19 protein-coding genes are annotated in these 24,248 nt (G+C 62.5%); 10 read left to right on the top strand and 9 right to left on the bottom strand.

From position 1 onward, the window contains the following. Positions 1-34: 34 nt before the first annotated feature. Complete coding sequence (gene rssC / locus ACZ5KU_RS10425) at positions 35-517, bottom strand: anti-sigma factor antagonist RssC (RefSeq protein WP_054056588.1); 483 nt, start codon at positions 515-517, stop codon at positions 35-37. Beyond that, positions 517-1,698 (bottom strand): two-component system response regulator RssB, encoded by a 1,182-nt coding sequence (gene rssB / locus ACZ5KU_RS10420; protein ID WP_054056589.1) that lies wholly within the window; start codon positions 1,696-1,698, stop codon positions 517-519. Before rssB ends, rssC begins: the two co-directional genes overlap by 1 nt. Positions 1,699-1,973: 275 nt before the next feature. Between rssB and ACZ5KU_RS10415 the strand changes: the two genes are divergently transcribed. Next, entirely contained in the window at positions 1,974-2,270 is a 297-nt protein-coding gene (locus ACZ5KU_RS10415; protein WP_054056590.1) for a PilZ domain-containing protein, read from the top strand. 129 nt (positions 2,271-2,399) lie between these two features. On the opposite strand, the gene ACZ5KU_RS10410 is transcribed toward ACZ5KU_RS10415, so the two are convergent. Continuing rightward, positions 2,400-3,086, bottom strand: a complete 687-nt coding sequence (locus tag ACZ5KU_RS10410; protein ID WP_054056591.1) for an MlaA family lipoprotein — start codon at positions 3,084-3,086, stop codon at positions 2,400-2,402. Positions 3,087-3,283: 197 nt separating this feature from the next. Here ACZ5KU_RS10410 and ACZ5KU_RS10405 point away from each other — a divergent pair, with 197 nt between their 5' ends. Further along, positions 3,284-3,892: a hypothetical protein gene (locus ACZ5KU_RS10405; RefSeq protein WP_054056592.1), complete on the top strand. Its 609-nt coding sequence runs from the start codon at positions 3,284-3,286 to the stop codon at positions 3,890-3,892. 121 nt (positions 3,893-4,013) lie between these two features. Then, on the top strand, positions 4,014-4,277 hold the full coding sequence (locus ACZ5KU_RS10400; protein ID WP_054056593.1) for a DUF4404 family protein: 264 nt from the start codon (positions 4,014-4,016) through the stop codon (positions 4,275-4,277). A 77-nt stretch (positions 4,278-4,354) separates the two neighbouring features. Here ACZ5KU_RS10400 and ACZ5KU_RS10395 read toward each other — a convergent pair whose 3' ends face one another. The 6 genes from ACZ5KU_RS10395 to ACZ5KU_RS10370 all read right to left on the bottom strand — a co-directional run bounded on the left by ACZ5KU_RS10395 (position 4,355) and on the right by ACZ5KU_RS10370 (position 16,377). Continuing rightward, the gene (locus tag ACZ5KU_RS10395; RefSeq protein WP_054056594.1) at positions 4,355-9,211 is read right to left on the bottom strand and encodes an NAD-glutamate dehydrogenase; all 4,857 of its coding nucleotides are present in this window, start codon (positions 9,209-9,211) and stop codon (positions 4,355-4,357) included. A 298-nt stretch (positions 9,212-9,509) separates the two neighbouring features. Beyond that, positions 9,510-13,190: a rhamnan synthesis F family protein gene (locus ACZ5KU_RS10390; RefSeq protein ID WP_054056595.1), complete on the bottom strand. Its 3,681-nt coding sequence runs from the start codon at positions 13,188-13,190 to the stop codon at positions 9,510-9,512. 15 nt (positions 13,191-13,205) lie between these two features. Beyond that, entirely contained in the window at positions 13,206-14,006 is an 801-nt protein-coding gene (locus ACZ5KU_RS10385; protein WP_464737397.1) for a Wzt carbohydrate-binding domain-containing protein, read from the bottom strand. Further along, positions 13,924-14,559 carry an ABC transporter ATP-binding protein gene (locus ACZ5KU_RS10380; RefSeq protein ID WP_464737099.1) on the bottom strand — a complete coding sequence of 212 codons (636 nt, stop codon included), beginning with the start codon at positions 14,557-14,559 and terminating at the stop codon, positions 13,924-13,926. Before ACZ5KU_RS10380 ends, ACZ5KU_RS10385 begins: the two co-directional genes overlap by 83 nt. Then, positions 14,549-15,298 (bottom strand): ABC transporter permease, encoded by a 750-nt coding sequence (locus ACZ5KU_RS10375; protein ID WP_419737588.1) that lies wholly within the window; start codon positions 15,296-15,298, stop codon positions 14,549-14,551. Before ACZ5KU_RS10375 ends, ACZ5KU_RS10380 begins: the two co-directional genes overlap by 11 nt. Positions 15,299-15,456: 158 nt before the next feature. After that, on the bottom strand, positions 15,457-16,377 hold the full coding sequence (locus tag ACZ5KU_RS10370; RefSeq protein ID WP_342633371.1) for a glycosyltransferase family 2 protein: 921 nt from the start codon (positions 16,375-16,377) through the stop codon (positions 15,457-15,459). Positions 16,378-16,689: 312 nt separating this feature from the next. Between ACZ5KU_RS10370 and ACZ5KU_RS10365 the strand changes: the two genes are divergently transcribed. From ACZ5KU_RS10365 to ACZ5KU_RS10335, 7 genes are all read left to right on the top strand, one after another. Next, complete coding sequence (locus tag ACZ5KU_RS10365; RefSeq protein ID WP_054056597.1) at positions 16,690-17,046, top strand: hypothetical protein; 357 nt, start codon at positions 16,690-16,692, stop codon at positions 17,044-17,046. Between the two features lie 178 nt (positions 17,047-17,224). Beyond that, complete coding sequence (locus ACZ5KU_RS10360; protein ID WP_054056598.1) at positions 17,225-18,184, top strand: AAA family ATPase; 960 nt, start codon at positions 17,225-17,227, stop codon at positions 18,182-18,184. An 8-nt stretch (positions 18,185-18,192) separates the two neighbouring features. Then, entirely contained in the window at positions 18,193-19,137 is a 945-nt protein-coding gene (locus ACZ5KU_RS10355) for a DUF58 domain-containing protein (RefSeq protein ID WP_054063801.1), read from the top strand. After that, positions 19,134-19,628, top strand: coding sequence for a DUF4381 domain-containing protein (locus ACZ5KU_RS10350; RefSeq protein ID WP_464737098.1), 495 nt, complete (start codon positions 19,134-19,136; stop codon positions 19,626-19,628). The genes ACZ5KU_RS10355 and ACZ5KU_RS10350 overlap by 4 nt, the downstream gene beginning before the upstream one ends. Next, complete coding sequence (locus ACZ5KU_RS10345; protein ID WP_054063803.1) at positions 19,621-20,697, top strand: vWA domain-containing protein; 1,077 nt, start codon at positions 19,621-19,623, stop codon at positions 20,695-20,697. Before ACZ5KU_RS10350 ends, ACZ5KU_RS10345 begins: the two co-directional genes overlap by 8 nt. After that, positions 20,694-22,457 carry a vWA domain-containing protein gene (locus ACZ5KU_RS10340; protein WP_464737097.1) on the top strand — a complete coding sequence of 588 codons (1,764 nt, stop codon included), beginning with the start codon at positions 20,694-20,696 and terminating at the stop codon, positions 22,455-22,457. The genes ACZ5KU_RS10345 and ACZ5KU_RS10340 overlap by 4 nt, the downstream gene beginning before the upstream one ends. After that, on the top strand, positions 22,457-24,103 hold the full coding sequence (locus ACZ5KU_RS10335; protein ID WP_054063941.1) for a BatD family protein: 1,647 nt from the start codon (positions 22,457-22,459) through the stop codon (positions 24,101-24,103). Before ACZ5KU_RS10340 ends, ACZ5KU_RS10335 begins: the two co-directional genes overlap by 1 nt. The last annotated feature ends 145 nt before the right edge of the window (positions 24,104-24,248 follow it).

Genomic DNA, 24,248 nt, shown 5'->3' with positions numbered 1-24,248 from the left:
CGCCCTTTTTTGTACGCCTTGAGGCGTCAGTGGCTCAACTGCGCTCCAGCGCGTTCACCAGGTCGTGAAACGCTTCGCGGTTGGAGTCGTTCAGCCCCATCAGGATCTTGTGCGCTTCCAGCACCTTGACCCGCACCACTTCTTCCGACTGGTCCTGCGAGGGCAGGTCGGTCAGGCATTCCGGGCACGGAATCGGGCGGTTCACGATGTTGAACACCTGGTCGAAGCCCATGGACTGCAGCAGGCGGGTAATGTCGTCGTGGACAGTCACCAGCGTCGGCAACAGGCCGACTTTCTGCCGCGACAGGATCGAAAGCTTGGCCAGCAAGCCCAGCGTGGTACTGTCGATGCTGCGGGTTTCGGTCAGGTCGATCACGATCGCGGTGAAGTTCAGCGCCGTGAAGATCTTCTCGATCGTGGCATCCAACGCCGAACACAGGGTCAGGCGCACTTCACCCACGAACTTCAGAACGAAGGTGCCATCCTGCTCGGCGAATTGGATTCTACCGGTACTCATCAAAGGTTCCTGCTCAACACTAACAGGGCGATATCATCCGGCATCTCCCCTAGCGTGGCCAATCCAAAAACCTGGCGCAAGCCATCCAGGCTGCCCCCGGCTGTTCTCACCAGTTCAGGCAAGGCAGCCTCTTTCTCTTTGAGTGTATCTTGTTGCAAAAGGTCCAGAATGCCATCAGACATCAGTGTAAGACTGAATGTCGGCGGCAGCTCCAGAATGTGATCCTCGTAGGCGGCCTCGTTGAACAGGCCGACCGGCAGACCACGCCCCTCCAGGTAACGCACGCTGTCCGGGGTGTAGAGCACCGGCAGCGGCAGGTGGCCACCGATGCTGTAGGTCAGCAGTCCGGTTTCCTCGTCGATCACGCCACCGACCATGGTCACGTGCTTGCCCAGCTTGCAGTTGATCAACCCGCGGTTGATATGGCCCAGCACCTGCGAGGGCTTGAACTCCGGCAGCGTGCCATTGCGCTTGGACTCGAACAGCAGGCGCGTGGTCATGAACTTCAACAGGACGGTGACGAACGCCGACGAAGCGCCATGCCCCGAGACATCCGCCAGGTAGAACGCCACCCGCCGCTCGTCGACCCGGAAGTAGTCGACGAAGTCGCCGGACAGGTACAGGGACGGGATGATCTGGTGGGCGAAGTGGAAATCGTCGATGCTCCACGGACTGACCGGCAGCATGTTCATCTGCACCTGGCGCCCGGCGTTCTGGTCTTCCTGCAGCAGGTGAAGGCTGGCTTCGAGTTCGCGGTTGGCGGCTTCGAGCTTTTCGCGGTAGCGCTGGTTCTCCAGCAGCAGGCGCGCCCGATCAAGGGCCCGGCGCACGGAGTGCTCCAGCACGGCGAGGTCTTCGAGGGGCTTGATCAGGTAGTCTGCCGCGCCCAGGCGCAGGGCCTCGACGGCATCGTTCATGACGCCAGCGCCCGAGACCACGATCACCGGGGTCTGCGGCGAAAGGTCGGAGACCTGGCGGATCAGTTCCAGGCCGCCCATCTGAGGCATGCGCAGGTCACAGATCACCAAGTCGGGCCTTGCTTGCTCGAATACCTGAAGTCCCTGCAGGCCGTTGCCGGCTTGCAGGACGCTGAATCCGCTGTCTTCCAAATAGGCCGCAAGGCTTGCGCGCACTACTTCGTCGTCATCTATTATCAGCAGCGTGGCACTGGTTTTCTGCATGTGGGCAAACGGCGCCAGAATTAGGTTGGCGTAGACAGCAGGGCCTGGACCCCGCTCGTACTACTGGATTCGCTTTCTAGCCTCTCCGGTTCGAGCCGACCGAACGATCAGGTCCGGTGCATCGGTATCAGAGGTGCCCTTCTAAGGCGCAGACGGTACTCTCATCCACCGGGCGTTTCAAGCTCATGCCGATGGTCGCTTGAGGTCTTTACACCTCAAATCACCGGGAGTTATAAGAAGTGTGAAAACCACAACGGAATCGAAGGATGGAGTCGATGAGCCAAACCGATCGTGACTACGAGGAAAAGCGTGATTACATCCGGATGCGCGTCGATGCCGACGTGACGCTGATCCATGCCGGGCTGGAGATTTCGGCGGTGTGCGTGGACCTGTCCAGCAGCGGGATGCAGGTGGCGGCGCCGCGGGCGTTCAAGGCCGGCGATCAGTTGCTGGTGAGGATCGACTCCGATCATCCGTCGCTGAGGGGGCTGGAGGCGGAGACCGAGGTGGTTTGGGTGCGGGATCAGGATGGTGGGCAGCGGTTGGGGTTGCACATTCTCAAGATGAGTTGAGGCAGATCCCCGGGATCTTGGCGGTTCGCCGGCAAACCCGGCGCCCGCAAGGGCCAGCGGCGCTTGCGAAGCGGGTGTGAAATGAAAAAGGCGACTCCAGGAGTCGCCTTTTTGTTGGCCGGCCGACAACTAGAAGTCGTCGACGACCTTGCCGTCCTTCACCTTGAACTCGCGGTTCTGCAGGTAGGCGTTGCGGATGAAGATGTACTTGTCGCCGCTGATCAGCTTCTCGCTCGACAGCAGGCTGGCACGGGTGTCGATCACGTCCAGGCCCATGGTGATGTTGCGCGCTGGCACGTCGTGGATATAGCGGTAGGGTTCGGTGTAGCTGTCGACCACCTTGGCCGGTGCATCGCGCAGGGTGCTCGGGCCGAAGAATGGAATGACCACGTAAGGGCCGCTGTCCAGGCCCCAATGGCCGAGGGTCTGGCCGAAGTCTTCGTCGTTGCGCTGCAGCCCCATTTTGGTGCCGACATCGAAGAAGCCGCCCACACCCAGGGTGGTGTTGAACAGCAGGCGCGCGGTATCGACACCCGCCGCCTGGGGCTTGAATTGCAGGACGTCGTTGACCAGGTTGCCGACGTCGCCGAAGTTGCGGAAGATGTTGTGGATGCCGTCTTCCAGGAACTGCGGGGTCACGGCCTGATAGCCCTGGGCCAAGGGTTTCAGGGCGTAGGTGTCCAGCGTATCGTTGAACTTGAAGATTGGACGGTTGACGCTTTCCCACGGATCTTCGTCGGCCGCGTGCGCGGCGAATGGCACCAGCGCCATGCTGGCACACAAAGACACTTGAGCTAGACGATCGATCCAGCGCATAAAAAGAAACTCCTTGGACGAGACGGGATGCGGGCGCCATGCCCTGACAATTGGGGTCAGTATAAAGCGGATACCTGCATTTAGGCAGTATGACCCAGACCAGTCCTACAAAGAATTACAAGTAGGACCGACAGCAAGGAGTCACTCAACTGTCATGGCAACGCCTTATTCTGCGAAGTTATTTCAAGGACGTTGCCATGCCACTCACCGCCGCCGCACCACTGCCCAACCCCACTGCCCTGCTGTTCGGCCTGACCGGCTGCCTGGTGGATTTCGGTGCCCGCGCCCGACATGGCCAACGCCCGGATGAACACAGCCACGCCACCCCTGGCGCACTGGAAGTGTTGCAGGATATGCAGCAGCTCGGCGTACCCTGCGCCTGGATGGATGAATTGCCCCATGAGGTCAGCACGCCCCTGGCCGCGACCCTGCCGGCCTGGGTGAAACCGGCTGGCGCCTGCCCTGACGCCCGTTGGCCATCGCCCAACGCCTGCTGGCAGGCATTGATGGGCCTTGGCGTGCCGCAACTGGAGGGCTGCGTGCTGGTCAGCGGCGAGCCGCGCCTGCTGCAGTCGGGGCTCAATGCCGGGCTGTGGACCATCGGCCTGGCCTCCTGCGGCCCGCTGTGCGGCCTGACCCCGGTGGAATGGCAGGCACTGAGCCGCCAGGAGCGGGAAAGCAAGCGCGGCAAGGCGACCGTGGAACTGTTCAGCCTCGGCGTGCATTCGGTGATCGACCACCTCGGCGAACTGTCCACTTGCCTCGCCGACATCGCCCTGCGTCGCCTCAAGGGCGAGAAGCCCTGATACGTGGCATTGATGGGGATCAGGCACGAATCGCCGCGGTGGATTACGCTGAAAGTCAGGCACCGACCTTTATCGCGTCACGAAGGTCTATGCCAGAGACTATCCATAGAAGGAAACCACCATGCCTGCCCGCGAACTGCAAGAACAACTCGACACCCTGCGCGAGCAACTTGAACAGAACCCGCCGCTGTCCGAGGCCGAGCGCGCCCATCTGCAGGACCTGATGCAGCAGATCGCACTGCAGTTGCAACTGGAAAGCGCAACCCAGGACACCAACCTGGCCGACGGGGTGAACCTGGCGGTCGAGCGCTTCGAACTCGAACACCCGACCATTGCCGGCACCCTGCGCAATATCGTGCGGACCCTGGGCGATATCGGTATCTGACCCTCCACCCGAACCCGAAAAAAAACCCCGACTCTCACGAGCCGGGGCTTTTTTTGATGACAGCTTGTTTCAGGCTATCACAGCCCTGATTGACCACTCAGGGCCAGGTCCATCAGCTCACGGTTGGCGACCGCGTACATGGCGTAGTCGGTGCCGCTGGCGGCACGGATCTCCACCAGCATCGCACGCCAGCGATCGGCCATGCTCGCGTTCTGCTCCAGCCACAGGGCCACACGGGCCTCCATGTCCTGCGGCGCATCGGCCAGCTTGAGCACCGAGATGGTGATCGCACGCTGCTGCCAGTCGACATCGTCGCGGAACGCCTCACGGGCCTGGGCCTGCCAGTTGTTGGCCACGCGCAGGTCGCTGATCTGCTGGGAGTACCAGGTCAGGTCCAGGGCACTGCCCACCGCGAAGTAGGCCTTGGCCACTTCGGCAGCGTCGTGACCGGTGACGTCGGCGGCTTCGATGATCGGCAACAGGGTGTACAGGTGCGTGGTGCCGGCCACCATGCGTGCCAGCAGTTCCGGTACGCCAGCCTTGACGTAGGCCTGGTAGCGGGTCTGCCAGACTTCACGGGTCGGACCTTCCAGCAGTTCGTCGAGCTTGAGGCCCAACGCCGCCAGGTGCGGACCGAAGTGCGCGACGTCACGGGCGGCGTCCTGCTCGTTGCGACGGCTACGCAGGAACCAGCGGGTGGCACGACGGCCCAGGCGCATCAGCTCGTCCATCAGTTCCAGCTGGGTCTCGGCCGCGACCTTGTAGTCCAGGGCCTCGATCTGACGGAACCAGTGCGGCAGGTGGAAGATGTCCCGCACGATCACGTAGGCACCGGCGACGTTCGCCGGGCTCATGCCGGTGGACTCCTTCAGGCGCTGCACGAAGGTGATGCCCATGTGGTTGACCAGGTCGTTGGCGATCTGGGTGCTGACGATCTCGCGCTTGAGGCGGTGACGGCGCATGGCATCGGCGAACTTGCTCACCAGCATCGGTGGGAACGCGGTTTCCATGTCGCGGGTCAGGTAGTCGTCATCCGGTACCTTGGAGTCGAGCAGCGCGGCCTTGAGGTCGATCTTGCTATAGGAGATCAGCACCGACAGCTCGGCACGGGTCAGGCCCTGGCCGGCGGCAACACGTTCGGCCATCTGCTCTTCCGACGGCAGAAACTCGATGGCACGGTCCAGCTTGCCACGGCCTTCCAGGTCGCTCATCAGGCGCTTGTACTCGGCGATGCGGTCGTAGGCACGCCGCGCTGCCAGGGACAGGGCCTGGGTCTGCTTGTAGTTGTTGCCCAGCACCAGGCCGCCGACTTCGTCGGTCATGCTGCCCAGCAGCTGATTGCGCTGCTTCTCGGTCATATCGCCGGCCTGCACCACTTCGTTGAGCAGGATCTTGATATTCACCTCGTGGTCGGAGCAGTCCACGCCACCGGCGTTGTCGATGAAGTCGGTGTTGGAGCCGCCGCCGTTGAGGCCGAACTCGACGCGACCGAGCTGGGTCATGCCCAGGTTGCCGCCCTCGCCCACCACCTTGCAGCGCAGTTCGTTGCCGTTCACCCGCAGGGCGTCGTTGGCCTTGTCGCCGACATCGGCATGGCTTTCGCTGCTGGCCTTGACGTAGGTGCCGATACCGCCGTTCCACAACAGGTCCACCGGCGCCTTGAGCAAGGCGTTGAGCAGTTCGGTCGGGGTCAGCTTGTCGGCGCTGATGTCGAAGCGCTCTTTCATCTGCGGGGTGATGGTGATGCTCTTCGCGCTACGCGAGAAGATACCGCCGCCCTCGGACATGATGCTGGTGTCGTAGTCCGACCAGGCCGAACGCGGCAGGTCGAACAGGCGCTTGCGCTCGGCGAAGCTGGCCGCCGGCTCCGGGTTCGGGTCGATGAAGATGTGCAGGTGGTTGAACGCCGCGACCAGCTTGAGCTTGTCGGACATCAGCAGGCCGTTGCCGAACACGTCGCCGGCCATGTCGCCGATGCCGACCACGGTCACGCTGTCTTCCTGGACGTTGATGCCACGCTCGCGGAAGTGACGCTGCACGCCGACCCACGCGCCCTTGGCGGTGATGCCCATCTTCTTGTGGTCGTAACCGGCCGAGCCGCCGGAAGCGAAGGCGTCGCCCAGCCAGAAGCCGTAGTCGATGGCGATGCCGTTGGCAATGTCGGAGAAGGTCGCGGTGCCCTTGTCCGCCGCCACCACCAGGTACGGGTCATCGTCGTCATGCCGCACGACGTTGGCCGGCGGCACCAGCGCGCCGTCCTTCAGGTTGTCGGTGATGTCCAGCAGGCCGGAGATGAAGATGCGGTAGCAGGCGATGCCTTCGGCCGCGATCTCGTCACGGCTGCCGCCCAGCGGCAGGCGACGTGGCAGGAAGCCGCCCTTGGCGCCCACCGGCACGATCACCGAGTTCTTCACCTGCTGGGCTTTTACCAGGCCCAGTACTTCGGTACGGAAGTCTTCCTCGCGGTCCGACCAGCGCAGGCCGCCGCGGGCGACGTTGCCGAAACGCAGGTGCACACCCTCGACCCGTGGCGAATAGACGAAGATCTCGAATTTCGGCACCGGCTTGGGCAGCTCGGGGATCGCGTGCGGGTTGAACTTGAAGCTGAAGTACGACTTGTTCTGGCCGTTGGCGTCGGTCTGGTAGAAGTTGGTCCGCAGGGTCGCCTTGATCAGGTCGAGGTAGCGACGCAGGATGCGGTCTTCGTTCAGCACCTGGACGTCGTCCAGCGCGGTCAGGATCGCCTGCTCCAGGCGCTGCTGCTTGTCGTCGAGGTCTTCGGCGCTGAGCTTGCGGGCCAGGTAGAAACGGGTCTTGAACAACCGGGTCAGCTCGCGGGCGATATCGGTGTGGTTGTTCAGGGTGCTGGCAATGTAGCCGAGGTCGAAGCCGAGGCGGATCTGCTTGAGGTAGCGGGCGTAGGCACGCAGCAGCGCCACATCGCGCCATGGCAGGCCGGCGGTCAGCACCAGGCGGTTGAACGCGTCGTTCTCGGCATCGCCACGAACGATGTGGACGAAGGCGTCCTGCAGGGTGTCATTGAGCTGCTGGATATCCAGGTCCAGGCCTTCGGCGGCGCTGAAGGCGAAGTCATGGATCCAGAACTCGCGACCGTTGCTGTGGCGCAGGCGGTAGGGGAACTCGCCCAGCACGCGCAGGCCGAGGTTCTCCAGGATCGGCAGCACGTCGGACAGCGCCAGCGGGGTATCGGCGTGGTAGAGCTTGCAATGCAGCTCACGCTGACCGACCTGGCCCAGCGGCTGGTAGAAGCTCATGACCAGCGGATTGGCTTCGGTCAGGCTCAGCAGGTGCTGCATGTCGACCACCGCCGAGTGCGCGGCGAAACGCTCGCGATAACCGGCCGGGAAGCCTTTCGGGAAGTCGGTCAGCACGTTGGTGCCATGGGCCTCGCCGAAGCTCTCGACCACCAGGCTGGCGTAATCGTCCTGCCAGCTGCGGCAGGCCTGGATCACTTCCTTCTCCAGCAGCACCGGATCGATGTCCAGTCGGTTCTTCGGGTCGACCCGCAGGATCAGTTGCACACGGGCCAGCACGGATTCGGAGAAGAAGGTCCAGAACTCGCAGTCGCTGGCCTTCAGGCGATCCATCAGCACCTGCTGGATCTTCTGGCGCACTTCGGTGGAATAGATGTCACGCGGCACATAGGCCAGGCAGTAGCAGAAGCGGCCGTACGGGTCCTTGCGCAGGAACACGCGGATCTTGTTGCGCTCCTGGATCTGCACGATCGACATCACGGTGCTGAACAGCTCGTCCACCGGGGTCTGGAACAGGTCGTCGCGCGGCAGCACTTCGAGTACCTGGGCCAGTTCCTTGCCCAGGTGGGCCTTGGACTGGAAGCCGGAACGGCGTTCGATTTCCTCGACCTTGCGACGGATGTACGGGATCACCCGCACGCTCTCGCCATAGACCGAGGAGGTGTAGAGACCGAGGAAGCGGCATTCCTTGATCACCTTGCCGTTGGCGTCGATCATCCGCACGGAGACGAAATCCGGATAGGCCGGACGGTGTACACGGCTTGGGTGGGCGGCCTTGGCGAACGACAGCGGGGTCGGTTCGGCCAGGTAGGCGACGGCGTAGTCCTCGATGCGCAGGTCTTCGGCGGTGAGGCCGGCGCGCAGCAGCTTGGTCAGGCCGAGGAAGGAATTGGGGTCATACTCGATGTGACCGCCGTCCTGGTCGCCGTGGACCACGAACTCCTCGTAGCCGAGGAAGGTGAAGTGGTTGTTCACCAGCCATTCGAGGAAGCTCTTGATTTCGGCCTTCTCATCGGCGGCGATGGCGAACTGGCTGTTGTCGATGCCCTGGATCAGCTCCTGGACCTTGGCCTTCATCGGCTCGAAGTCGGCGACCGCGACCCGGACTTCCGCCAGCACCTGCTCCAGCTCCTTGGACAGCACGTTCAGCTCGGCGGCGTTGGCGCAACGGTCGATCTCCAGGTACATCAGCGATTCGTTGAGAATCCCTTCGCCCTGGGTACCCTTTGGCAGAATCTCCAGCAATTCGCCCTTGCTGCCACGACGCACGCTGAGCACGGTGGTCTGCAGGGTATGGATGCTGTAGCCGCGGCGGTTGAGTTCGGTGCGCACCGAGTCCACCAGGAACGGCAGGTCGTGGTGCAGGACTTCCACGGCGGTGTGGGTCGATTGCCAGCCATGGCGTTCATAGTCCGGGTTGTAGACCCGTACTTGGGACTGGGCGTGGTCGAAGCGCTCGAGCAGGCGCCAGGCTGAGAGGGTGCAGCCGGCGAGATCGGAGAGTCGACGCTGGGTCAGTTCGTCCAGGGAAATGATGCCGAAGAACTGTTCAGCAAACAGCGCCACTTGTGGCAGTGCCTGCTCGCTGATGTGCTGCGCCAGTGCCGCTTGCAGTTGATGCTGGAAGTCGGCCTTGCTGGCTGCGGTGAAGAACGCCATCTGTGGTACTCCGCTTGGGCTTTGTTTTATATAGAGAGAAGCGTCGCGAGTTTCCCCCGCAAAAGGGGGCCTTCATCACTGGGCAGGTGTAGCTTGGGCAGTGCACAGTGACAGGTTGATGATGCTGATCGCGACCCAGGGGTCACATCCACGTTCGAAGATTAGCCTCTTCCACGGCCGCCGCCGGTTTTACAGGCCGGGGCCGGGGAAAAACTATCCGTTGCGAAGCTTAACGAGAGGGCCGACAGGCGTTCTTGCGACGCTGCGACATATTCGGACATTGACAGGTATACCAGCGTCAAGACACAGAAACACGCAACCCGAGGAATTGCGAGACGTTCAACTCGCCATTACCGCAAAAATCATCCTCGACCGTAAATTGGCGGGAGAATTTTTCGGGCAGAACGATACCGCCGCTGATCATCAACTCGAAGGGGTATTGCGCCGTCAACGGAGAAAAATCCACATCCAGCACCGACTCACCATAGGCATCGAGCAGCATGGAAAAATACCTGCCAATACCTTCCTGCAAGGCCTGAGCCAGGGTCTGCGCCGACTGATTCCTGTCAGAGAAAACGATACCTGCCGGGACGTAGCCGGTCACTTGGCCATGAGGCGCGGAAAAAACCGCCTCCAGCGCCAGGCTGTGAGCTTCGACCGGCTGTATGGACCTGTCCAGGCCGAGAGCATCATTGAAAAAGCCGTGGATCCGCCCTCCCTCGTCGACAACTTGCTGAGCGGCCTTATTCGTAACCATGTAGAAGCCATCCAGCGGGCACTGAAGAATCCTCTGCAAGCGATACTGAATGGTGCCGGCGTACCCCAGGTCGATCACCGCATAGCGTCCCCCGGAATGGATGCCCAGCCTGTCCAGGTAATGGGTGAACGCCAGCCTTTGCCCCGCACAGTAATGGGCGATGGCCTCACGATGCGCCGATACATACTGCCGAACGCGAGCCTCATCGCCCGGCAGAACAATGAGGTCACCACTATCCGAGGTTTCGAAACCCAACCTGGCCTTCAGCAAGGCGCTCATGCTGCCGCGGAAATGTCCACCGCTGAGCAAATCCTCGACGACGATACCCCCTGCCCATAACACGGCAAGTAAAGATTGCCGCGAGCAAAAGAAGTACTCGGTTCTTTCCCTGCACACGCTGGAATAATACCGATTGAAAAGCTCCTTGAGGTAGAAGCCGTCCCTGGCCAGGAACAACACGCGCTCATAGCGTCCGGCAACCAGTTTTTTATCCAGCCAATTCAGAAAGCTCATGACCAGCGGGCCGTAGACCAGACACCCGACATCGACCAGGCTGTTCAGGACAAGAGGCCTGAAACCCTCCTCCAGTAACGGGTCATTGGCAATCACCTGAACCGCCGGCCCCAGAAGGATGCCATCACGCCAATCATGCTCGGCCTCACGCCAACCGGGCGGTAGCCTGAGTCCGCGCTCCTGGGCCAATACGGCCGGATTCAAGATCCCCACCGGCGACAAACCATTGCGCAATGCCTGCTGGATGTCCGACTGCTCGTTGTCACCGATATGCCGGATGGAAACGCCCTCGATACCGATCAGATAAGGCCAGATGTCACCACGATCCTTGCGACGCCCAACCTCACAGGACACGTACACTTCATCGACACAGTCCATGACCGCGAAGCGTTTCAACACGTCCAGGAGAAAGGTACGTTCGAAATAACTGTCACTGACAATGATTACCCGCTTACCCTGGCGCTTCAGCCGGACCAGCACATCCACCACCGCCTGACGCGGAACCAGGCAGCGCCTCTCGATTTCCAGTTCCAGAACCATGGCTGTCCTGGAGCACGCAGCGCCCCAGCCGAACAGGGAAAAACAATCGTAGATATCCGACAACCTGACATCGCCGGTTTTCGAGAGCTCGCGAGCTCGCGCCTCTGCCGCCCTTCGAACGGCATAGAAGCCCTGAGCGACAGGTGCCCCCAAACGCTGCTCCAGCTCAAAACCGATGTAATGCTGAACATCCTCGGGTGATACCGAAACCCTGGAGAACAGCGTATCGAAGAAGTCGAAAGACACTACCGGGAACCCACCGGCATCACTGATCCGCCTACTGGTAACCCGGTAATGACTCAACAGCTTGCTACCCGCTCCCCACAGAAATCGCCCGGCCTGCGGATTGATCTCGCCATAGATGTAGCCGGAGTGCTCCGCGATGACCCCGATGGCACGCTCGATCAGGTGGGGCAATGTACCATCGTCCGCGGCCGGCTCGACCTCAAAATCGTCGTACGTCCATTCAACCGCCAACAAAGGCCGCAGGGCATCAACACGTGCCCAGAACATGCCACCCACCGGAAAGTCGATTAGGCCACGTCGTGGATAGTGATCAATGCCCAATCGGGAGAAAAATCCCGGTAACAAGTGCCCTACGGATAACCAGTGATGAAACCAGTAGCTGGCTCCTCGCTCATAGGTTTCGGGAGCGATAACACCTGCTTGCGGTCGATCCCGATAGATCCCTCGGATCAGTTCGACAACCGTTGGGCTGCCAAGCAGGCAATCGAACAGGTGAGTCCGCCAGGCCTGCTGGTCCTCTCCAGTTCGTAGCGACTTCTTGGTATGCAGATGCAACATCAGGTCGTGAGTGCGGATCTGCTCGCGGTACTCCACCAGCCAGGGGGCAAAGTTTCGCCCACGGTTCCGACAGATCGTCAGTTCATAGCGTTCGATTCCCTGATGCCGCAGCGTCTGCATTACCTGGGTTCGACCCGCCTCATCCGCAACCGAGATGTAAAAGTGGCACTCATCACCCAAATGGTGAAAATAAGTTGCCATCTCCTGGAAGACATCCGGATAAAAAACATGAATCACCACCGCGACACTCTGCCCCCGGAGCATCGGAGCAGCCCGCGTGCGCTCCACTAACTCCCGATAGTCCAGGCTACACACAGGCTCTCTCGGCAAACCGGTCATGACAGGCCCGGGTCCACGCAACAGGTGCTCGCCGAAGAGCCTGAACGCGACCCGGAACAGGAATGGTCGTATCAGGGCAGGTGCGCGGTGATAGGCAGAACGCCCCAGCGAGCGCAACGTCTTCAATAACCGGCGTCTGAACGTAATGCCGGATCCCGATAGCCATTGCTTGACCCTGCGCAAGGGTGCCGTCAGGCGCCAGGACCTGGAAGCCAGCAACGCATCATGCAAGCCTTTCAGTTGAGAAACACGACTGCGCAGGACTTCGTTGGCCTGCTCCAGACCGCCGATTCGCCGTCCCAGGTCGACACATTGCCTCTGCAACCCGCTGACCTGTCCGTTCAGGGTGGCGTTGGCCTGCTCCAGCCCGAGGATATTCAACAGATCCTCAGGTTCACTGGGCTCGGCTTGCCAAACATCGACTCCGTAGCGCTGCAAATGCCTGACCTGTCCGGACTTTTCCGAAAGGCGAAAACCGAGATGCGAAACGCTGGCCGTAGTCTTGCCGAATACGCCCACATAATCACTCCAGCGCTGTTCGGGACGGTTTCCCATCTGAGCACCGATGAAGGATTCAATCAGTACTGGCGAGTAACCATTTCGCTGTCCCCACTGCACCAGCGAGCGGCCCGAATCCGGGTAGAAACGCCAACTGTCCACCGGGTGACGATGAACATAACCGTTGCTGGGGGTGTTCAGGTAAAACAGGCCATCGTCCTTCAATACCCTGAGAATCTCCAAGAACAATAGCCAGAACATGTCGGAGTGCTCGAAACAGGAACTGGCGATCACCACGTCGACAGAGTCGTCGGCAAAGGGTAGACAATAGGGATCCTCCAGGACCAGGTCGACATTGCTGCCTTCAACAAAATCACAGCCAGTGTAGTGATAGGTTTCAGGTATGAATGCCCTGAGCGACCCATTCACATCCTGGGAGCCCACTTCAACTATCCTGACCCGTCGGTTGTCCGGGTATTGGATCGACTCGATGAAATTTCTGCCGTGAAGCATGGCCGATGGGTGCATGGGTTTCCTTGATGCTCAGTAGCGATCGACGCTGAGGCTTATATTAAGAAAGGGAATGCCAATGATTCCGGTCGACACCGGATCGTGGTGCGACCTTATGAGCAGGCCCTCGTGGCACCAGTGCAACTGCTTGTGGTCATGCTGTTCGCCATTGGCGATAGCGACCTGAATGACGTAGTCGCCCTTGGCCAGCCAAGGCATGAAAAACTCGAACTCCGCAGTCAATGTCGACCCCGCCTGTGCGGTGCGGATGTTGCCCAGTTGACTGATGTAGGTGTTGTCGCCAAACAGCGTCTGCCCCAGACGATCCTTGACGAAGAAGCCGATGATGGGACGATCGAGAAAAACCGATGTCTGGGCCTCGATTCTGAGGTTGACCCGCTCTCCGCCCAGTACCCAGGTCAGCCCGGCGCCAGTGGAATCGGTCAGCCGCACCTCGGTGATGCGGGCTTCTTCCCCGCCGAATGCGCCAGGAGTCTGCGGATCGAAGCGGAATACCTCGAGGTCATTCCTGAGGTTACTCGAATTGATATAGTCTGCACGCTGATCGCGCCACTCCAGAGCAGCCTGACCGTGACGCTTCGTTGCACTGGCATGCCGAGGCCGAGATTGCCCGGCACTGATCGGATGATCGCCACCCACAGTGTGGAACAGGTCGTTCAGATAACGCTCACACACCCATCGCGCCTCTCCCAGCTCCCTTGGATGTCCCTGGTCCAGCCACAGCACCCGGTCACAGAGATTGATCACCGAAGCGGTGTCGTGACTGACAAAAATCAGCGAATGCCTTTCCTTGAACTGACGGATAAAACGCATGCATTTCTGTGCGAAATAGGCATCCCCCACCGAAAGCGCCTCGTCGATCACCGGCGTCGACATGAGCGACGACCGCAAACGCCAGACGCACATACATCCCACTCGAATAGGTCTTGACCGGCTGTTCCATGAAACCGCCGATATCGGCAAAGGCTGCAATGGCGGAAAAGCGCTGATTGATCTGCTCGACACTCAACCCGTATAGCGCAGCCGACATGTAGATATTTTCGCGGCCGGTGAACTCGGCATTGAAACCGGCACCCAGCTCCAGCAAAGCCGCCACCCGCCCCTGGACACGCAGGTTTCCCGACGTCGGCGCCAGGGTCCCGCAAATCAGTTGCAGCAGGGTCGATTTGCCAGAGCCGTTGCGACCGATGATGCCGAGGGACTCTCCCTTCTTCATTTGGAACGACACTCCGTTCAGGGCCCAGAACTCCCGACAACGGGACTGGTGCCGCTGAAACAGCATCTGCAACAGCCGATCGCTGGGTTTGTTGTAGATCGGGTAGCACTTGCAGAGCCCTTCGGCAGCGATGGCAATATCAGAGGACATCGGCAAATCCCCCACGCGTTTTCTGGAAAAATCTCAGACCAAGCCAAGCCACCAGCGCCCCGACCAGCAATGACAGGCACCAGACTCCGGGGTCCGGCAAGCGGCTCCAGATGCAAACCTGCCGGGTGTTCTCGATCACCTGAGCCAGGGGATTGAGCGTCATGAAGTATTGGAAACGCTCGGGCAGGGCCGTGACGGGATAGAAAATCGGAGAGAGGAACAGCAGCGCGGTCACCAGCACCCCGACCAGATGACCGATATCGCGCAGATAAGCCCCCAGTGATGCCAATACCCAGCAGACTCCCAGGGTGAACAGCAGCAACGGCAGAATCGCCACGGGCAACAGCACGGTCGTGAGAGGCGGAACCCGGAAAAACAACGCGCAGAACACCAGCCAGACCCCCAGGTTGACCAGAAACTGGAACATCGCTCCCAACAGCAGCACCACCGGCAGAATCTCCAGCGGAAAAACGATTTTCCTGACATAGCTGGCATGAGCCGAGATCACTCCCGGCGCACGGCTGACGGATTCGGAGAACAAGTTGAAAACTATCAGCCCTAGAAACAGCACCAGGGCGAACTCCAACGGCGAACTGTCACCCGCTCCCCAGTGCGACTTGAATATCCCACCAAAGACAAAAGAGTAGATAGCCAGCATCAATAGCGGATATATAAGCGACCAGACAACTCCCAATATCGACCCGCGATAGCGCCCGATAATGTCACGCCGCGCCAACATCAGAATGAGACTTCGATGGCGCCAGATCCCTCTCGACATATCACTCGATTCGTTCGTGAGTTCATACATTCAATCAGCACCTCTGAAGAAAAAATGACGCAATCGCCTCTCACCGTTTCCAATGAACAGGCAGTAGAAAACTGAAAATTTTTAGAAAATCAGATCTTTCGGAGCAGCGCTGCAAACAGCAATCCGAGATTGCCGCCCAGTGTCTGCCGATAGACGCCGCAACGCCTGATACCGGATATTCGATGCCAAAGCGGCAGCTCACGGGCATTCTTGAATGCCGAAAGCAATTCGATGTTTTGCTGGTCCAGTCGATGGCTCATCAACTCCAGAGCCCTGATGTTCTGCCGGTTCCACTCATGGAAACGCCCATGGATCAGCATGCGGATCCGATAGAGCCGGGCCAGCCACCCGGCATTGCTGCCGACCAGGTTGGCCTTGTGCTGGCGATAGAGCGTCTTGGGCTGTGGGTCGTAGAAAACCACCCCGTTCCGGGCTCCGGACACCAGTTGGTAGGCCCACCAGTCATGGGAAGGAATGCGGACATCGGCCCCCGCTTCGCGCAGCAGTTCGCGTGCGGCATGGTTGAACACCATGGTGTTGCCGCCGCCGATGCTCTGGACCAGGGCATTGGCAAAATCCGGCGGCAGCGAGAAACGCGGGGATCGGCCGGTGCCGATCCCCAACTCCGAAATCAGTTGGGTACGCCCGCAATACAGCGCCGGCACATGCCCGGGTACACTCTGCAACCACATCAGCGCGGTTTCGAGCTTGTCTTCGTTCCAGATATCGTCCTGATCCGACCAGGCATAGAAATCCGCCTGAACTTCGGGACGAAAGGTCAATGACAGGAAGTTGGCGACAAAGCCCTTGCGCGGACCGGAAAAGACCTTCAGCCGTCCTGCTGGCCAATCACCGGTACAACTGTCGACTATTTCCAGTGTGGCATCACTGGAGCCATCATCGGATACCGCCAAGCTCCAGTTGCAATGACTCTGGCGTTCAAAGGAGTTGATCTGCTCGGCCAGAAATCGTTGGCCATTGTAGGTACACATCAGGATCGAGACTTTCAAGGCCTTATTCCTCCGTTAGAAGATTTCCAGGAAAATCTTGAACCGGACAACGCAGGAACTCGGCTTGGCGATGATTATCAAGACTTCGTCGCACATCGTCTACTGTCAGAAATGACAGGTCTATACGAGAACTCTGAACACAAAATGGAATGAGTGAAGTTAGAACCAAGACACTTCCTACATAATGTCTCCTGGCGGTCGGCGAAGCGAAACCGCGAGCCGATTGCCGGGCCGTCGCCATCGGTTCCTGAAAAATATTGCGGATACAGGCAAAATATCGCCTCTCCCCCGCTCCCCACAGGACACCAGCCCATGCCGTTCAGTACCGCCCACCTCATCGCCAACCCCTGCGACGATGAAGAAGACAACATGGCCATGCTCTGCTGCCACAGTGACAAGGGCGAGATGTTCCTGATGACCCGCTACCCGGACGAGGACGAGCTGGAAATCACCCTGGACGGCGAACCGTCGACCCTGGACGGGGTCAAGGTCACCTTCGGCGCCACCCGCCTGCTGATCGAAGTCGCACCGGGTGACGCCGATGCGCTCAATGGCGCGGACCACCTGGAAATCCTGCACCGCACCGACGCCGCGGAACTGGCCGAGATCGAGCAGACCCTCAGGAACATCCTGGAAGGTACCGGCACCTACGTCAGCGAACTGGGCTGAAAAGCGCAGGTGCGCTGCATCCGTGAGAAATGACTCTCAACAACGCAGGATTTTTCCCGAAAAATCAGAAAAATCCCGTTGTCCGTTAGTCGCCACGACCCTCGATGGATTAAAGTAACGCCCCCGGCGACGACATTTATCCGCATGCCGTCGCCCCCCTCTCCAGGAACACTCATCGATGGAACATCGTGAAGCGCTGCTGGCGCTGCGAACCTTTCTCTCAGCGCAGATTCTCGGCCAGGAAAAGCTCATCGAGCGCCTGCTGATCGCCCTGCTGGCCGACGGCCACATGCTGGTCGAGGGCGCCCCCGGCCTGGCCAAGACCAAGGCCATCAAGGAGCTGGCCGAAGGCATCGAAGCGCAGTTCCATCGCATCCAGTTCACGCCCGACCTGCTGCCCGCCGACATCACCGGTACCGAGATCTATCGGCCCGAAACCGGCAGCTTCGTGTTCCAGCAGGGGCCGATCTTCCACAACCTGGTGCTGGCCGACGAGATCAACCGGGCCCCGGCCAAGGTCCAGTCGGCGCTGCTCGAAGCCATGGCCGAGCGCCAGGTCAGCGTTGGACGCAGCACCTATGACCTGTCGCCACTGTTCCTGGTGATGGCGACCCAGAACCCGATCGAGCAGGAGGGCACCTATCCATTGCCGGAAGCCCAGCTCGACCGTTTCCTGATGCACGTCAAGATCGGCTTCCCGGATGCCGCCGTCGAACGGCGGATCCTGCAGCAGGCCCGCGGTGAAGCGCTCAACGGCGAGGCCAAGCCCGAACGCCGGGTCAGCCAGCAGGCGATCTTCGCCGCGCGCAAGGAAATCCTCGGCCTGTACATGGCCGACGCCGTGGAGGAGTACCTGGTCCAACTGGTGATGGCGACCCGCAGCCCGGCCAAGTTCGACGCGGAAATGGCCGAGTGGATCGCCTACGGCGCCAGCCCCCGCGGTTCGATCGCCCTCGACCGCTGCGCCCGCGCCCACGCCTGGATGGCCGGACGCGACTTCGTCAGCCCGGAAGATATCCAGGCGGTGCTGTTCGATGTACTGCGCCACCGCATCATCCTGTCGTTCGAAGCCGAGGCGGCGGGGATCGACCAGGATCGGGTCGTCCAGCGGATTCTCGACGTCGTCGCCGTCGCCTGACCCCGACAATGATCACCCCGCTACCCGCCGAGCCCGGCATCCGTACCACTCTCGCCGAGTTGATCGAGATGCGTCATCGCGTGCGCGAAGTACGGCTGTTCTCGACGCCGAGCCAGCGCAGCCCGCTGATCGGCCTGCACCATTCGAAACTGCGCGGCCGTGGTGTGGACTTCGACCAGGTGCGGGTCTACCAGGCCGGCGACGACGTGCGCACCATCGACTGGCGGGTCACCGCGCGAACCCAGGAACCGCATACCAAGCTGTTCCACGAGGAGCGCGAGCGACCGATTTTCATCCTCGTCGAGCAGAGCCGGCAATTGTTCTTCGGCTCCGGGCAGATGTTCAAATCGGTGCTCGCCGCCCAGGCCGCCAGCCTGATCGGCTGGGCCGCGCTGGGTCATAACGACCGGGTCGGCGGGCTGGTCTACGGCGACAACGAGCACTATGAAATCAAGCCGCGGCGCAGCAAGCAGAGCCTGTTGCAACTGCTCAACCGGCTGGTGCGGGTCAACCATTCGCTGCACACCGACGTCGCCGCCGGCCAGGATACCCTGGGCCAGGCGCTGATCCGTGCGCGGGAAGTGCTGCGCCCGGGCAGCCTGGTGATCGTGATCTGCGACGAGCGCGCGCTGACCGATGCCGCCGAACGTCAGTTGAGCCTGCTGTCGCGTCATTGCGACCTGTTGCTGCTGCCGGTGTCCGACCCGCTCGACCACGCCCTGCCCGCCGCCGGCCTGCTGCGCTTCGCCGACCGTGGCGCGCTGCTGGAGCTCGACACGCTGAACCCGGAACTGCGCCAGGCCTATCGTGCCCAGGGCGACGCGCGGGCCGCCCGCTGGGAACTGCTGGCGCAGAAGCTGCGGGTGCTGTTGATGCCCCTGAGCACCCAGGGCGAAATGGTCGAGCAGTTGCGCGAGTACCTCAACCCGCAACGGCCGGGAAAACCGTCATGAGCGGCCTGGACCAGTTGCAACCGCTGATCACCCCACCGGTACAGGGTTTCTGGCCGCCAGCACCGGGCTGGTGGCTGCTGGCGCTGTCGATGCCGCTGCTGGGCGTCGGCCTCTGGTACCTGCGGCGCTGGCTGCTGGCCCGACGTCCGCTGCCGCGTGCCGAACAGCCGCTGGACCCGTTACGGCTGGCCGCGCTGGAGGAACTCGCGCGCCTGCCCAAGCCCTATGACGGCGCACCCGCCGGTGCCTGGCTGCAGCAACTCAACGGGCTGCTCAAGCGCCTGTGCCGCAACCACTATCCGGGCAGCCAGAGTCATACCCTCAATGGCCGCCAGTGGCTGGCCTTCCTCGACAACCGCTGCCCGGCCGCCGGCCTGACGCGCTGGATGGTGCTGGTGGAGGGCGCCTACAAGCCCGAGTGCAAACTCGACGACAAGGCCATCGCCGGCCTGAACCAGGCCATCGACACCTGGATCCGCAAGCATGTTTGAGTTCGCCTGGCCGTGGATCTTCGCCCTGTTCCCGCTGCCCTGGCTGCTGCGGCTGGTGCTGCCGGTGGCCGACAGCGGCGAGGCGGCGCTGAAGGTCAGTTTTCTTGCCGATCTCGAAACCCTGGCCCGCCGTCGTGCCCGCCTCAACCTGCCCGGCTGGCGCCAGCAGGCGCGCTTCGTGCTGCTCTGGCTGCTGCTGTTGATCGCCGCCGCCCGCCCGCAGTGGCTGGGCGAACCCTTGCCGATCGCCGCCAGCGGCCGCGACCTGCTGGTCGCGGTGGACGTCTCCGGCTCCATGGAATATCCCGACATGCGCTGGCAAGGTGAAGACGTCAGCCGCCTGAGCCTGGTCCAGCACCTGCTGGGCGACTTTCTCGAAAGCCGCGAAGGCGACCGGGTCGGGCTGATCCTGTTCGGCAGCAAGGCCTACGTCCAGGCGCCGCTGACTTTCGACCGGCGCACCGTGCGGGTCTGGCTGGATGAAGCGAAGATCGGCATCGCCGGCAAGAACACCGCCATCGGCGATGCCATCGGCCTGGCCCTCAAGCGCCTGCGCCAGCGGCCGGCCCAAAGCCGGGTGCTGATCCTGGTGACCGATGGCGCCAACAACGGCGGCCAGATCGACCCGATCACCGCGGCCCGTCTGGCGGCCGAGGAGCAGGTGAAAATCTACCCGATCGGCATCGGGGCCGACCCGGAACAGAGCGGCAGCCTGTCGATGCTCGGACTGAACCCGAGCATGGACCTCGACGAACCGGCCCTCAAGGAAATCGCCCAGGTCACCGGTGGCCAGTATTTCCGCGCCCGCGACGGCCAGGAACTGCAAAGCATCCGCAGCACCCTGGACAAACTCGAACCGGTGGCCCAGCAACCGACCCAGGCCCGCCCCGCCCGCGCCCTCTATCACTGGCCGCTGGCCCTGGCATTGGCCCTGAGCCTGCTGCTGGTGGCCCGCGAGCAGTGGCCGGACAACCTGCTGCAACGCTGGCTGGCGCGTCGCCAGTTCCTCCCGCAGCACCCCGAGTGGCGTGAACGCCTCAAGCGCCTGCGCCTGCGGAGGCGCCGATGAGCGGCGAATTCCTCTCAGGCCTCTGGCCACACTGGTTCCGCCCCGCCTGGCTGGTGCTGTTGCCCCTGCTCGGCTGGTTGCTGTGGCGGCTCTGGCATCGGCAGAAACGGGCCGGACGCTGGCAGATGATCCTGCCGCCGGCCTTCCATCGCGTACTGCTCGGTGGCGGCAGCGGTCGCGAGAGCCGGCTGCCATGGGTGGTCCTCGGCCTGGGCTGGGCCCTGGCCCTGCTGGCCCTGCTCGGCCCGAGCTGGCAGCGCATCGAGCAATCGACCCAGAAGCCCCAGGACCCGCTGGTGGTGCTGCTGGAGCTGACCCCGGACATGCTCGCCACCGATATCGCACCAAACCGCCTGGAACAGGCCCGGCGCAAGCTGTTCGACCTGATGCGCGCGCGCAGCGATGCGCAGACGGCGATCATCGTCTATGCCGGCAGCGCCCACACCCTGGTGCCGCTGTCCGATGACATGGGCACCAGCCGCAACCTGCTGGATGCGCTGAAGCCATCGATCATGCCCGAACCGGGCCATCGCGCCGACCTCGCGGTCGCCAAGGCGCTGACCCTGCTCGAACGCGGCGCCCAGGGCCAGGGACGGCTGCTGCTGATCGGCTCGTCCCTCAGTGAACAGGAACGCGAAGGCATCCGCCAGGCCCTGGCGCAACAGCCCCACAGCCTGCTGATCCTCGGTGTCGGTACGCGCGACGGTGCCCCGGTCGCCGAGGAGAATGGCGGTTTCCTCAAGGATGCCCAGGGCGCGATCCGCGTACCGCGCCTCGACAGCCCGGGCCTCAAGGCCTTCGCCACGGAAGTCGGCGGCCGCTATCGCCAGAGCCGTGTCGACGAAAGCGACCTGCGCGGCCTCGGCCTGCTCGACGGGCCACGGCATCTGCGCGACGATGGCCAGTTCGTCCAGCTCGACAGTTGGGAAGACCAGGGCTACTGGCTGCTGCTGCCCTTGCTGGTGCTGGCCGCCTGTGCCGGCCGGCGCGGCTGGCTGTTCTGCCTGCCGCTGTTGCTGCTGTTCCCGCCACCGAGCCAGGCCTTCGAATTCACCGACCTGTGGCTGCGTCCGGATCAACAGGGCATGCGGTTACTGGAGCAGCAGCGCCCGCTGGAGGCAGCCAGGCATTTCGACGACCCGCAATGGCAGGGCCTGGCGCTCTACGAAGCCGGCGACTATACGGCAGCGGCCCGCAAGTTCGCCGAAGGCGACGATGCCAACGCCCATTACAACCGCGGCAATGCCCTGGCCCAGGGCGGCGAGCTGGAGGCCGCCCTGGACGCCTATGAACAGGCCCTGGAACGCCAGCCCGACCTGCGCCCGGCGCTGAGAAACAAGGCCCTGGTGGAGCAGATACTGGAAGAGCAACGCAGCCGCTCCGAACCCCAGCCGGTCAAGCCCGACGAAACCGCCGCCACCGGCGAGCCGTCCTCCACTCTGCACGACGCCTCCTCCAGCAGCGCCACACCCGCGCAGCCACAGGCAGCCGAGGCCGTGCCACAGACCCAGGACCCGCCGCCGAACACTGCATCGACCGATGCCTCGGCCGCGCCAACAGGTGATAATGAGGTACCGGGCAGCGAGCTGGACGACGAACGGACCACCCGCCCACCGCTGCGCAGCGCCGCGCAGAATATCGAGGGCGAACAGCGCCAGGCCCTCGAACAATGGCTGCGGCAGATCCCCGACGATCCGGGCGAGCTGCTCAGGCGCAAATTCTGGTACGAACAACAGCTCCATCAGGACAAGACCCGATGATCAACCGCTTTTCCGCCCTCTTGCTGTGGCTGCTCTGCTGGAGCCTGCCGGCCCATGCCGACGGGCTGCTCGCCAGCGTCGACCGCACGCGCGTGAATTCCGGTGAATCGGTGGAACTGACCCTGGAATCGCGGGATGTCACGCAGTTCGGCAAGCCGGACCTGGAGCCGCTGGCCGGCGAGTTCGAAGTGCGCGGCACGCGCCAGGTCAACCAGTTGACTACCCTGGGCGGCGACAAGCAGGCGACGACCCGCTGGATCATCACCCTGCTGCCACGACACAGCGGCGACGTGGTGATTCCCGCCTTGCAACTGGGCGAACTGCAGAGCCAGCCGATCACCCTGCAGGTGGTGCAGAGCGACCAGCAGGAACCGGCCAACAGCCTGGCCTCGGTGTTCATCGAAACCAGCCTTGACCAGGACAGCGTCTATGTCCAGGCCCAGGCGGTGCTGACCCTGCGCATCTACCATTCGGTGTCGCTGTATGACGACAGCAACCTCAGCCCGCTGCAACTGGGCGATGCACGTATCGAGCAGTTGGGCGAATCGCGCACCTACGAGAAGCTGATCAACGGCGTGCGCCATGGCGTGATCGAGCTGCGCTATGCCATCTACCCGCAGCACAGCGGCAAGCTGGCGATTCCGGCGCTGGTGTTCAGCGCCACCCTGGCGGAGACCGGCCAGGGCCAGAATCAGGGCCAGACACCGGCCGGCCCCAAGCCCGGCAAGCTGATTCACGTCAGTTCGGCCGAGATGACCCTCGACGTCAAACCGCAACCGGCGGCCTGGCCCGCCGATGCACCATGGCTGCCGGCGCGCAGCCTGAGCCTGGGCGAAAGCTGGAGCCCGGAGCCGGACCACAGCCAGGTCGGCGACTCGCTGACCCGCAGCCTCACCCTCAAGGCCGAAGGCCTGTCCAGCGCCCAGTTGCCACCGCTGCCGGCCACCAGTATCAGCGGCCTGCGCCGCTACCCGGACCAGCCGCAACTGAGCAACCAGAACAGCGAACGCGGCCTGATCGGCAGTCGCGAAGAACGTGAAGCCCTGGTCCCGACCCACAGCGGCACCTTTGAGCTGCCGGCGATCAGCGTGGTCTGGTGGAACACCCACGAAGAGCACGTGGAGCGCACCACCCTGCCGGCGCGCAGCCTGCAGGTCACGAACAACCCGAGCCTGGCAGTGGATACGCCGGTCAACAGCGTACCGGCGAACATCGCCGCCGACGCGGCGAGCCTGTGGATCTGGAAGCTCAGCACGCTGCTGCTGGCCTGCACCACCCTGCTCGGCTTCGGCCTGTGGTGGCGCGCCCGCTCGCAGCCGGCGGTGCACCGCGCCGCCCAGGCCGGACCGAGCCCGCGGACCCTGCTCGACGACCTCAAGCGCACCTGCCTGGCCAACGATCCCCAGGCCACGCGCCAGGCGCTCGATGCCTGGGCCCGGCAGCAGCCGGAGACCCTGGCCGAGATGGCCGCGCGCTTCGTACCGCTGTCCGATGCCCTGGACGGCCTGAATGGCGCGTTGTACAGCGAGACCGGCCAGTACTGGCAAGGCGAGGAACTGTGGCGGGTGGTTCGCGCCATCCCGGCGGCCGAACGGGTCCAGGCCCCGGTCGGCGACAGCGGGCTACCGCCGCTGTACCCCAAGTAAGCCCGGCACAGGGGAAGGCGAAAAAAGGGCGCCAAGGCGAAATTTCCTGATGCCTCAAAACCCGTATCGCCACTCCCCGCGGATTTACCAGTAGACTTGTCGGTCTTTCGCACCGCCACCTTGTCCTGAGCGGTCGCCACCGTCT

This window comes from Pseudomonas sp. Tof1, from assembly GCF_055390395.1.
This window is presented reverse-complemented; position numbering and strand designations above follow the sequence as displayed.